Here is a 10993-nt window from a genome sequence, read left to right as displayed (position 1 = left end):
GGCCGCGCGGTCTCACGCGGTCTCTGCCTCCGCCGCGGCGGCCTCGACGTTGAAGCCGTCGTGGTTCTGGAAGACTTCCATGAAGCCCGGCACGGTCTCCTCGCGTGCCCAGTCGCGCTGCAGCTCGCAATACATCTGCACGCGGCTGATGAGCCTGGCCCCCGCCTGCTCGATGCGCCGCAGCGCGGCCTCGTGCGCCGCGAGCGACGTGCCGCCCACGGCATCGACCGGCACGTAGACCTCGTAGCCCTCGCGGATGGCATCGAGCGCCGGGAAGGTGAGGCAGGCCTCGGTCCAGAGCGCGGTCATGATGAGCTTGGGCCGCTCGGCCTCGCGCACCGCCTGGCGGAAGCCGGTGTCTTCCCAGCTGTTGATCGAGGTGCGGTCCCAGGTGGGCAGATGGCCCAGCACCTGCTGCAGCTCGGCGATCGGCGGCTTGTTGCGGCCGGTCTCGACGTTCACCGTCGAGTGCACGATGGGCAGGCCGAAGTTCACCGCCGCCCGGGCGGTGCTGACGATGTTGAACACCAGCTCGTCGCGCGGCATGGAGCGGATGGAGGACACCTGGATCGGCTGGTAGTCGATGACGATGAAGGCCGCGTTCTGCGGCGTGAGCAGCTGGTCGGTCTGGGGATTGCGGATCTTTTCGCTTGCCACTTGGCATTCCTTTGCTTCGGGAGGGGAAACAGGCCGCCCGGGCCGGTGAGGTCCTGTCCGGGCGCCGCTGCGGGGGCGGATGGTGCCGGCGTGCGCTGGCCGGGGCGGAGGCGTGTCCGGACGCTCCGGAGAACCCATCGAGGCATCCTCCTGCTGGCGCGATTCGCGGCACTGGCCCGCAGGGCAGGCAGGCACCGGAACCGGCCCTGCCCGCCGCCGAGACTGCGCCGTGCGGACCCGCCGGGCTAGCCTCGCGCGCCGGGAAGCTGTGTGTCGGGAGGTGGAACGCCGACCGATGGCGGGGCCGGCCGCCCCTTGCGCGACTCACCCGCCCCGGGCCGCGAAGGCCCTCTCCCGGCGGCGCTCACCGCGGGCAATCCGGCCGCGACGGGCGCCGGGGACCGCGCCCGGCCGCCCGGCCTCGTCGGGCCCCTGGGCGTCTCCCTCCGGCCCCGGGATCGGCACCCCCCGGAGGGCCCGGCCGGCACGAGCGGCGAACTCTTGAACACCCGGACACAGGAAGGCCGAAAACTTCCCCGATTCTTGAGAATGACAGGCGATTATGGCGCCCGGATTCGATGAATATTTGCACCGCGACACAGAACTGACCGCGGCGCGCGAAAGAATTCCGCCCCTCCGACGGCCTGCTGCCGTGCCGATTTCTCCCCGAATTCCGGGCATATGGCACAGTGCCGGGCCGCGCCGGCACGAATGAATTGCCCGCGAAAGGTTTACATTCCGGCTCCGAGTGGCCAGCTTGGCTGCTGAACGACCGAGCAACCCGCGCAGCACGCGGCCTCGAAAATTCACAATCACCCGAAAGGACACGCACGATGACCCAAGCAAAGCCGGGCGATACCCTGCATCTTCACTACAAAGGCTCGCTGGACGACGGATCGGTTTTCGACAGTTCCGAGGGCCGTGACCCGCTGTCCTTCGAGCTCGGCTCGGGGCAGATCATTCCCGGGCTGGAAGCCGGCCTCACCGGCATGGAAGTGGGCGAGAAGCGCACCGTGCGCGTCGAGGCCGCCGACGCCTACGGCGAGCACCAGCCGGAGCGGATGCAGGCTGTCGAGCGCGCCCGCCTGCCGGGGCATATCCCCACCGACCCGGGCACCCAGCTGCAGGTGCAGACCCAGGACGGCCAGACCCTGAACGTGACCATCGCCGACGTGACCGACACCGAGGTGGTTCTCGATGCCAACCACCCGCTAGCCGGCAAGGCGCTGATCTTCGACGTGGAACTCGTCGCCATCGCCTGAGGCGCGTCCTCCGCGGGCGGCGGCCCCCGGGGCCCCGCCGCCCGCACCCCTGGAAGCCCGCGCCGCGGGCCTCCCCCCGCGGACCGGGTGAGCCTGGTCTGCGCGCGACGCCCCCCGGCCAGGGGAGCGCCGCTCCTCCGACGCCGCATCGCTCTCGATCTCCGGCCCCGCAAGGGATCGCCGCCTGCCGTTTCCCGCAATCCGGCTACGGCTGCCGATCATGCGAAGGCCCGGCGTCCGGCCGGCGGCATCGGCAGCTTCCCGGACAGGAGACGGGTGGCGGACGGGACGGCCATCGCTGACATCCGCGCCCTGCCGAGGCATAACATTCTGAATTTATTCGATATTAGTCAGAAATTCGAAAGTTGATCATCGAATTTCATCTCGATACGCTTGAACCTTTATGTTTGAATAATTCACGAAGAAAGGAAATAAAGGCTAGAACCAAACGCGCTGAAACCGCTCAATGGCAAGTATCGGATTCAGAATTTCCGCCCAATATATAAATTGACTGAAAATCCCGGTTGCATGATCCTTTCCGCGGATGTCCGTGCCGAGGCTGACCAGCCGAATCCGGCGCGCATGCAGGGGCGGAGTATCTGGCCCGGCAGCTCGCAATGCGCCATCGGAGCCTCGTCCGGGCCGCCTCTCCCGAGCCCGGCGCTTTCGCCACTGCAGCCCGAGGGAGACCAGGGCTCCCGTGTCGGGACCCCTGCTCCGCTGACGAGAACCGGCTCCGCGGCCGGTTTGGCTGGGTCCGAGACGAGGAGTTGACCCCATGACTGGACGGCAACAGAGGCGGCTGTGCGCGGCGGCTTTCATGGCATCCGTGGTATTGGCGAGCGCAACGGGCGGCCGGGTCGGCGTTCTGGCGCAGGAGGCGCCGCAGAGCCCGGCGCGGGGCGGACAGGCCGTCCTCCCCTATGCGGAGAAGAAGTTCGGCGGCGATGTGGGCACGACCTTCCAGGATGCCGATCCCGCGCAGTTCCCCCAGCCGGTCAGGGCGCCGGAGGGCGCGCCGAACGTGCTGCTGGTGCTGCTGGACGACGTCGGCTTCGGCCAGTTCGGCGTGACGGGCGGCGGCGTGCCCTCGCCCGCGATGGATGCGCTGGCCGCCGAGGGGCTGACCTTCACGCGCTTTCACACCACCGCGCTCTGCTCGCCGACCCGGGCCGCGCTCCTGACCGGGCGCAACCACAATGTCGCGGGCACCGGCGTGATCACCGAGCTCGCCACCGGCTACGACGGCTACACGGGCGTCATCCCGAAGGATACTGCCACCGTCTCGGAGATCCTGCGCCAGAACGGCTATGCCACCGCCTGGATCGGCAAGAACCACAACACGCCGATCTACGAGACCTCCGCCGCGGGCCCCTTCGATCACTGGCCGAACGGGCTGGGCTTCGACTACTTCTACGGCTTCATGGCCGGCGACACGAACCAGCTTCGGCCCTACCTCTTCGAGAACCAGACCCCGATCGGCACGCCGACGGCAGCGGACTACTACCTCAGCGTCGACCTGGCGGACCGCACGATCGACTGGCTGAAGACGCTCGAGGCGATCCAGCCGGCGAAACCCTGGTTTGCCTATCTCGCCCCGGCGGCCACCCACGCGCCTCACCAGGCGCCGAGGGAGCTGATCGAGAAATACGCCGGCAAGTTCGCCATGGGCTGGGACGCCTACCGCGAGCAGACCTTCGAGCGGCAGAAGGCGCAGGGGATCATCCCCGCGGATACCGAGCTGACGCCCCGCCCCGCGAGCCTGCCCGCCTGGGACAGCCTCGACGCTGACCAGAAGCGCCTCTACGAGCGGATGATGGAGGTGTTCGCCGCCTTCGGCGAACAGGTGGACCACGAGGTCGGCCGCGTGCTCGACTATGTCGGGAGCCTGCCCGACGCGGACAACACGCTGATCATCTACATCGTCGGCGACAACGGCGCCTCTGCCGAGGGCGGCTTCGACGGCACGCTCAACGAGAACGCGTTCTTCAACGCCTATCTGATGAAGACCGGGGAGATGATCGACCGGATCGACGAGATCGGGACGGAGATGCATTTCAATCACTTCCCCGCCGGCTGGGCCTGGGCGATGGACACGCCCTTCCAGTGGACCAAGCAGGTGGCGAGCCACCTGGGCGGCGTGCGCAACCCGATGGTGGTGCGCTGGCCGGCGAAACAGGGCCCGGGCGGCGAGACGCGCACCCAGTTCCTGCACGTGATCGACATCGCGCCGACGATCCTCGACGCGGCGGGCATCGCGCAGCCGCGCTCGGTCAACGGCACGACGCAGGTGCCGATCCAGGGCAGAAGCTTCCTCCCGACCCTCGCCGACCCGGAAGCGCCCGAGGTCCGCACCAGCCAGTATTTCGAGATGTTCGCCAATCGCGGCATGTACCAGGGCGGATGGTGGGCCGCCTCGCTCTCCTTCGAGCCCTGGCAGCCCGAGCGCGGCGAGTGGGACCCGTTCACCGCGAAATGGGAGCTCTACAACCTCGAGGAGGACTTTTCCCAGGCCAGGGACCTGGCCGGGGAGAACCCCGGGAAGCTCGAGCAGCTCAAGGCGCTGTGGTGGGCACAGGCGGCCGCCAACAAGGCCCTGCCGCTGGACTGGCGCGGGGCCGAGCGCTTCAGCGCCGAATTCACCGGCAAGCCGAACCTCGCCGGAGACCGCACCAGCTTCACCTATGCCGGGCCGCTGGCCGGCCTGCCGGAATCCTCGGCCCCCGATCTCAAGAACAAGTCCTTCTCCGTCAGCGCGAGGCTCGACATCGGCGAGGGGGCGAACGGGATGATCTTCACCCAGGGCGGCAACACCGGCGGCTGGGCCTTCTACCTCAGGGACGGGCTGCTGAAGGCCGCGCACAACTTCATCGACGTCGAGCTCTACACGGTCGAGGCCGGGGCCCCGCTGGCAGCCGGCACCCATGAGGTGGCGATGACCTTCGCCTATGCGGGCGGCGAGGAGATGGGCGGGGGCGGCACGCTGACCCTCTCCGTGGATGGCCAGGAGGTCGGCAGGGGCGAGATCGGGCGCACGACCCCGTTCAAGTACTCGCTTTCCGAGAACCAGGACATCGGCTCCGACACCGGAACGCCGGTCACCTACGACTACCGGACGCCGCTGACCTTCGAGGGCCGGCTCGAGGAGGTGGTGGTCGATCTCCGGCCCTGAGACCGGCGAGGGCAGGCCGCCGGTCCCGGTCGCCGGCCTGCCCCCCGGGGGGACCGGGAGCCCGATGTCGAGTATCGGCCCCGGCCAGCGCCCCGGGCCCGGTCTCGCGAAGGCCCGATCGGCACGAGGCAGGCGAGCCGGTGCCGGGCAGGCTCCCCGGGGGTGCGGCCGGCGGAGGGGGCGATGCCGCGTTGCGCACCGAGAGCGGCGATGCGCCCGCCCGGGGCGGCGCGGATCGCCGTGCAGGAACTCGCGCCCGCCGCACGCCGAGCGGCCCCGGGCCCCATCCGTCACCGCCCCCCGGCCGCTTCCCGAGGTTTCGGGGAACCCTCAGCGCAATTGATTGTTCGCCAGAGACACCCCCGAAGACGAGGGCGCCCTCCCGAAGGCGCGTCCGGACGTCAGCCAGTGCCGACGGGCGGAAGAGAGAGGGATGCATGACGAAGACATTCGGAGCCGGCCTCGCGCTGGGGATCATCGGAACGATCCTTCTCGCTGTCGCCGGCTGGCTTACCGTGGCCTACAGCGGCGCCTACAATGTCGCTGCCTCGGACCGGCACGCCGATGCGGTCCGCTGGACGCTCGACACGACGATGCACCGCTCGGTCGCGAGCCGCGCCGATGGCGCCGGGCTTCCGGAGAGCTTCCCGGAGGATCTCGTCGCGGAAGGGGCGCAGCACTACGCGCACAGCTGCGCGCATTGCCACGGCACCCCGGGGGGCGATCCGGCGGACTGGTCACGCGGCATGCGCCCCGAGCCGCCGCAACTGACCGAGGCGGCCGGCGGGTGGAGCCCCGCGGAGATCCGGTGGATCATCACCAACGGGATCGGGATGAGCGGCATGCCGGCGTTCGGTCCGACCCATGCCCCGGGGGAAATCGTCGCGCTGACGGCGTTCGTGACGTCGCTTCCCGGACTGACGGCGGAGGATTACGCGAGACTTTCCGACGCCGCCGACCCATAGACAAAGAACAGGAATTCCGAGACATGTCCTATGTGCGCTTCGGCCTGATGATCCTCACCTCGACCGTGGTGATGTTCATCCTCATGTATCTCAACACCTACGCTTGGGAGCACGTCTTCTTCTCCGAGACGCGAACCTACATGGCGATCATGATGGGGGCGACGATGGCCGTCGTCATGCTCGCCTTCATGCTCGGCATGTACTCGAACAAGCGCCTCAACATCGCGATCTTCCTCGGTTCGATCATCGTTTTCGCCGGGTCGCTCTGGCTGGTCCGCAGCCAGGTCACGGTCTCCGGCCCCAGCTACATGAGCGCGATGATCCCGCACCACTCGATCGCGATCATGACCTCCGAACGGGCGCAGATCCGCGACCCGCGCGTGCGCAAGCTGGCCGACGAGATCATCGCGGCGCAGCGGCGCGAGATCGCCGAGATGCGCTACCTGATCGACGACACCTCCGAGGGCCAGGTGGCGCAGAGCGTGTACCAGGACCCGCCGGCCGAACCCGGCAGCGTGCAGGATGCGCTTTCGAACACCCTCATCAGCCGGCTCGACCTGGCGCCGATCCCCGCGGCCGAAGCCGACCGGGTGCTGGAAACCGCCGCCCCCTGCACCTTCAACCGCAGCCCGGAGACCGACCCGATCCTCCGGGCCGGCGAAAGCGGCGCGGGCGCGGTGAAGCTCAACGGCGTCCTCGTGGCCCTCGATGCGGCCGGTGAGCCGCAGGGGGGCGGGGCCGCGTTCTCGGCTCCCGGCACCACCGTCACCGTCCGACCGCTCGGCGACGACGCCACCTGGCGCCGGAACGCGGAGCTGGTGTTCGAGCTCGATGAGGGGCTCCGCGTGGGCTACAGCGGCTTCTACTCCTGCGGAGCGGGATGACGACCGGGGGAGCGGGTCTTCCCCGGTCGCCGGTGCGGCGCCCCGGCTTTGGCCTGCCGATCTCCCGGCGGGGTGGTCAGTCCGCCCGCGACACGCTCTCCTGGTAGCGGCGCTCGCGCTCCGGCCAGGTGCTCCTGATATAGGCGAGGACGGCGCGGATCTCCGCATCGCTCAGCACGTCTCCGAAGCCCGGCATGTCGCTTTCGTACCCGCCGCCCACGATGGCGGCCGTGCCCTCCCTGACGATCCGGAACAGGACCTCGTCGGGATGGTGCCAGGTGTGGCCGCTCGCGTCATGCGGTGGCGCGGGCAGCCGGCCCGAGGGCAGGGGCGAGCGCCAGTCGGGCTGCCCCTCGAGCTCGGCTCCGTGGCAGGCGGCGCACTGATCCGCATAGATCTGCCGGCCCTGCGCAATGACGTCTTCGGAGGCCGCGGCGGTGGCGGCAAGCCATCCCGCGATGATCGCGAGGATCAGGGCTCCGGCGAACACTCCGCTCCGGCGCGTGCTGGCGAGGATGTCCGGCAATGCGCAGATCTCCTTTGCTGAACGAGGCCCGACCGCTTCGCGCCGGGGTGACGTCTTGCCCGAGGCGCCCGCCGCGGACAATGGACATTCTCGTGAGCAGCACCTAACCTTGGGGCATGCTCGCGCGCATCCTCAACATCCTTGCCGCACTCGCGATCGCCGTGGTCACGACGATCGGCGCGGCGCATGCTGCGCGCATGGGTGGCCTGCAGGCGGATCACGCGTTCCATCACGGCGAGACGATGCACGCGTCGCCCGGAGGTCATCCGCCCTGTGACGGCGGCGAGGACCATGGATCGACCGATGCCGGACTCTGCGAGTTCGCCTGCGCGGGCCTCTCGTTCCTGCTGACGATGCCGGCTGTCGAGGCCGGCCGCGCGTTCCGACCCGCCGGCCACGGCCTTCCGCCCGGGGCTGCCCGTTCCGGCCGCTCGCCCGGACTGAACGAGCGCCCTCCCCAGCTCCGTCTCCTCTGAGCGCGCCCGGGCAGACGCCCGCGGCGTCCCGTCGGCATTGATGAGCGGGACTGCATGTCCCCAGGAGACGACCATGGATACCCTTTCGCGACGCGGCTTTCTTGCCGCAGGTGCCGCAGCCATCGCTGCGGCCCGGATGCCCGGCCCTGCCTTCGCGCAGGGCGGGGCCCCGATATCCCTTTCGGCTTCGACCCGCACCCTCGACATCGACGGGCGCGCCGCGACCGTCTTCGGTCTTGCGGGTCCCGGCGGACAGGGACTGGTGCTCGACCCCGGCCAGCGGTTCCGGATCGACCTTGCCAACGATCTCGACATCGAGACGATCATCCACTGGCATGGACAGGTTCCCCCCAACGCGCAGGACGGCGTGCCGGACATGCCGATGCCACTGCTCGCACCGGGCGAGACCCGGTCCTACGACTTCGAGCCGCGGCAGGGCACCCACTGGATGCACAGCCACGTGCCGTTTCAGGAGATGCAGCTTCTCGCCGCGCCCCTGATCGTGCGCTCGCCGGAAGACCTGGTCGCCGACCGGCAGGAGGTCGTGATGTTCCTGCACGACTTCTCGTTCAGCCCCCCGGAGGAGGTCATGGCCGGGATCACCGGAGGGCACGGCAGCGCAGGGCATGGCGCGAGCCCGCATCATGGCGGCACAGCGCCCGCGCAGGCGATGCCCATGCAGGGCATGAACCACGGGGCGATGGATCACGGGGCGATGGGTCACGGGGCCACGGGCGGCATGGCCATGGACCTGAACGACCACGACTGGGACGCCTATCTGGCCAACGACCGCACGCTTTCGGACCCGGAGGTGATCACGGTCGATCGTGGCGGCCGCATCCGGCTCCGGGTCATCAACGCCGCGGCGGCCACGGTGTTCTGGATCGACAGCGGGGCGGTCGGGGCGCGGCTCGTCGCCGTGGACGGCAATGCGGTGCGGCCGCTTCCGGGCCGGCGGTTCGGTCTCGCGATGGGACAGCGGCTGGACCTCGAGATCGACCTGCCGAACGAAGGCGGCGCCTGGCCGATCCTGGCCCTGCGCGAAGGCGCCCGGGAGCGCACCGGCCTGATCCTCGCGACGCGGGGGGCCGAGATCCGGCGCCTCGATGCCGTGGCGGAGGCCGAGGCGCCCGCTTTCGACACCGATCTGGCACAGGAGGCGCGCCTCGTCGCGCCGGACGCCCTGCCCGAACGGCCGGTGGATCGCAGCCGGATGCTGATGCTGGGCGGCTCGATGCAGCCCTATCTCTGGACGATCGACGGGGCCGTCTGGGGCCGGCACCAGCCGGTCACGGCGCGCAGCGGCGAGCGCGTCGTGCTGTCGTTTCACAACATGTCGATGATGGCCCATCCGATGCACCTGCACGGCCATGTGTTCCGGGTCGTCGGCCTGAACGGGCGACGCATCGCCGGTGCGCTGCGCGACACGGTGCATGTTCCGCCGATGTCGATGGTCGACGTGGCCCTCGACGCCGGCGAGGCGGCGCGCTGGATGCTGCACTGCCATCACATGCCACATCTTTCGACCGGCATGATGACCGAGTTCCTCGTCACGGCATCGGCCTGACCCTGCTCGGGGCGTCCCCTCCGGCCGCCCCGACGCAGCGGCAGTGCGCGCCCCGGCCGTCTCGCGGGAGCCGGTGGGGACGCGCCCTGAAAGAACGGGAGGCCGACAGGATGAACCGGAAGGACACCGGCCCGGAGCGGGATCCGGCGAGAGAACGCGGGCGTGACATGCCCGCGCAGGCCGGTGTGGAGCCGCTGCCGTACAACCCACGAGACCAACGGAAAAATCCGGCCGGATCGGCAGTGCGTTTTCGCGGGGGGGAAGTGGCGGAGGGAACGGAGCGCCTGAAAACTCTGCTGGAAGTAGCGGCCAGGATCTATTCTGAACTCGGCGAATCCAAGAAGGTTCTGTTCAACACCCGTGCCTACGCTTGCTTACGCTGCTTGAAAAGCAGAGCATGATCAAAACGGATACAAACCAAGAGCATTGTGTCCGCCGTTGCCGGTTCAAGGCCTTGGAGACTGGTCTGCACGACACTGTCTGCCGAACGTTATCCGAAGAAGTCCTCCTTGAAACGATCAATCTGATGCATCCGCTCGTGAAGGATTGTGACGATGCCGATATCGCCATTCGACAGGTGCCGCCAGTACACGAAATGCCGCTCGTACCGGAAGAAATATCCCTCCACTCCGAATTCGGCCGGCACAGCCCGCGAATGGACACCGCGCGTTTCGATCTGCTCGAATGCGGAAAACAAGCCGGTGATATAGGTCTCGGCCTGCGCCTCGCCCCACGTGTCACGGGTGTATCGATAGATCTCGTCGAGCCGAATGGACGCCGCCTCCTGGATCCGGATCGCCATGCGATCAGGTCCGGTTCCGGGCGATCACCTCGGCGGCGGTCAGCGGCTTGTAGCTCTCCTCGGGCGCAGCAAAGGCGCGGTTAAGCTCAGCCTTCAGCCGATCGAACGCCTCACGCTCGACGCGCTCTTTGTCGCGACGGATCAGATCTCGGATGTACTCGCTGACGTTCTCGTAGGCGCCGTCCTCGCCGACATTGGTCGCGACGAACTCGCTGAGCGCGCCGCTGACGCGCACGGTCATGGTGGTGGTCCGAGACATGGCGCTCTCCCTCAATCGTTTGTGTTCAAGATAACCAATAACGAACACAAAGCAAGGGCCCGCTCGCTGTGCCGCCTATCCGTCGCCGTCTTCCAGAACCAGACGATCCGTCATTGTCAGCAGCAAAACCAGCACAGCATCCGAATGTCGCGCAAGTGACACCAGCTGCTCCCCGCTCGGCCCGCGCTCGCCCGCGAACCAGTACTTCACCGTCCGCTCGCTGGCCCCCGTCCACCTCATGGCGGACTTGATCGCCCGGTGGGTCGATCCGAGCTCCGCATGCAATGCCATGGCGACGGCGGCGCGGTAATCGGCCGGAACGTCCTCTGGGGGCACAAATGTGCCCATCTTCGCCCGCAACTTCATATGTTTCTCCGCTAAATGTCTGGGGAGACATGAAAAGCGGCAGTCGGAGCTTTGGCA

General features: G+C 68.5%; 12 protein-coding genes. 7 read left to right on the top strand and 5 right to left on the bottom strand.

Annotation, left to right across the window (positions count from 1 at the left end; all coding sequences use genetic code 11):
* Positions 1-12: 12 nt before the first annotated feature.
* A complete protein-coding gene (locus D3P35_RS03020) occupies positions 13-657 on the bottom strand; it encodes a hydrolase (RefSeq protein ID WP_118132975.1) in 645 nt (214 codons plus the stop codon).
* Between the two features lie 833 nt (positions 658-1490).
* Here D3P35_RS03020 and D3P35_RS03015 point away from each other — a divergent pair.
* The 4 genes from D3P35_RS03015 (at position 1491) to D3P35_RS03000 (ending at position 6940) form a co-directional block, all read left to right on the top strand.
* The gene (locus D3P35_RS03015) at positions 1491-1919 is read left to right on the top strand and encodes a peptidylprolyl isomerase (protein ID WP_118132974.1); all 429 of its coding nucleotides are present in this window, start codon (positions 1491-1493) and stop codon (positions 1917-1919) included.
* A gap of 820 nt (positions 1920-2739) precedes the next feature.
* On the top strand, positions 2740-5091 hold the full coding sequence (locus tag D3P35_RS03010; RefSeq protein ID WP_118132973.1) for an arylsulfatase: 2352 nt from the start codon (positions 2740-2742) through the stop codon (positions 5089-5091).
* A 437-nt stretch (positions 5092-5528) separates the two neighbouring features.
* Positions 5529-6056, top strand: a complete 528-nt coding sequence (locus tag D3P35_RS03005; protein WP_118132972.1) for a cytochrome c — start codon at positions 5529-5531, stop codon at positions 6054-6056.
* A 23-nt stretch (positions 6057-6079) separates the two neighbouring features.
* Entirely contained in the window at positions 6080-6940 is an 861-nt protein-coding gene (locus D3P35_RS03000) for a DUF305 domain-containing protein (protein ID WP_118132971.1), read from the top strand.
* A gap of 76 nt (positions 6941-7016) precedes the next feature.
* Here the strand turns inward: D3P35_RS03000 and D3P35_RS02995 are convergent, their stop codons facing one another.
* Positions 7017-7466 (bottom strand): cytochrome c, encoded by a 450-nt coding sequence (locus D3P35_RS02995; protein ID WP_370029939.1) that lies wholly within the window; start codon positions 7464-7466, stop codon positions 7017-7019.
* Between the two features lie 116 nt (positions 7467-7582).
* Between D3P35_RS02995 and D3P35_RS02990 the strand changes: the two genes are divergently transcribed.
* From D3P35_RS02990 to D3P35_RS26035, 3 genes are all read left to right on the top strand, one after another.
* Positions 7583-7942, top strand: a complete 360-nt coding sequence (locus D3P35_RS02990) for a hypothetical protein (protein ID WP_118132970.1) — start codon at positions 7583-7585, stop codon at positions 7940-7942.
* Positions 7943-8015: 73 nt separating this feature from the next.
* Entirely contained in the window at positions 8016-9509 is a 1494-nt protein-coding gene (locus tag D3P35_RS02985; protein ID WP_118132969.1) for a multicopper oxidase family protein, read from the top strand.
* Between the two features lie 110 nt (positions 9510-9619).
* Complete coding sequence (locus tag D3P35_RS26035; protein WP_157982016.1) at positions 9620-9910, top strand: hypothetical protein; 291 nt, start codon at positions 9620-9622, stop codon at positions 9908-9910.
* Positions 9911-9999: 89 nt separating this feature from the next.
* Here the strand turns inward: D3P35_RS26035 and D3P35_RS02980 are convergent, their stop codons facing one another.
* From D3P35_RS02980 to D3P35_RS02970, 3 genes are all read right to left on the bottom strand, one after another.
* Positions 10000-10311 (bottom strand): type II toxin-antitoxin system RelE/ParE family toxin, encoded by a 312-nt coding sequence (locus D3P35_RS02980; RefSeq protein ID WP_118132968.1) that lies wholly within the window; start codon positions 10309-10311, stop codon positions 10000-10002.
* Positions 10312-10315: 4 nt separating this feature from the next.
* Positions 10316-10570: an addiction module antitoxin gene (locus tag D3P35_RS02975; protein WP_114511840.1), complete on the bottom strand. Its 255-nt coding sequence runs from the start codon at positions 10568-10570 to the stop codon at positions 10316-10318.
* Positions 10571-10645: 75 nt separating this feature from the next.
* Complete coding sequence (locus D3P35_RS02970) at positions 10646-10936, bottom strand: XRE family transcriptional regulator (protein ID WP_118132967.1); 291 nt, start codon at positions 10934-10936, stop codon at positions 10646-10648.
* Positions 10937-10993 lie beyond the last annotated feature (57 nt).

The organism is Oceanicella sp. SM1341 (assembly GCF_003448965.1).
Classification (GTDB): Bacteria; Pseudomonadota; Alphaproteobacteria; order Rhodobacterales; family Rhodobacteraceae; genus Paroceanicella.
Note: the sequence above shows the minus strand (reverse complement) of the source record. Positions and strands in the feature narration are given on the sequence as shown.

Coding starts and splice junctions, on each gene's coding strand:
- D3P35_RS03000 (WP_118132971.1), top strand. CDS start 6,080: ATGTCCTATGTGCGCTTCGGCCTGATGATCCTCACCTCGACCGTGGTG.
- D3P35_RS26035 (WP_157982016.1), top strand. CDS start 9,620: ATGAACCGGAAGGACACCGGCCCGGAGCGGGATCCGGCGAGAGAACGC.
- D3P35_RS02990 (WP_118132970.1), top strand. CDS start 7,583: ATGCTCGCGCGCATCCTCAACATCCTTGCCGCACTCGCGATCGCCGTG.
- D3P35_RS02980 (WP_118132968.1), bottom strand. CDS start 10,311: ATGGCGATCCGGATCCAGGAGGCGGCGTCCATTCGGCTCGACGAGATC.
- D3P35_RS02985 (WP_118132969.1), top strand. CDS start 8,016: ATGGATACCCTTTCGCGACGCGGCTTTCTTGCCGCAGGTGCCGCAGCC.
- D3P35_RS03005 (WP_118132972.1), top strand. CDS start 5,529: ATGACGAAGACATTCGGAGCCGGCCTCGCGCTGGGGATCATCGGAACG.
- D3P35_RS03010 (WP_118132973.1), top strand. CDS start 2,740: ATGGCATCCGTGGTATTGGCGAGCGCAACGGGCGGCCGGGTCGGCGTT.
- D3P35_RS02970 (WP_118132967.1), bottom strand. CDS start 10,936: ATGAAGTTGCGGGCGAAGATGGGCACATTTGTGCCCCCAGAGGACGTT.
- D3P35_RS03015 (WP_118132974.1), top strand. CDS start 1,491: ATGACCCAAGCAAAGCCGGGCGATACCCTGCATCTTCACTACAAAGGC.
- D3P35_RS02975 (WP_114511840.1), bottom strand. CDS start 10,570: ATGTCTCGGACCACCACCATGACCGTGCGCGTCAGCGGCGCGCTCAGC.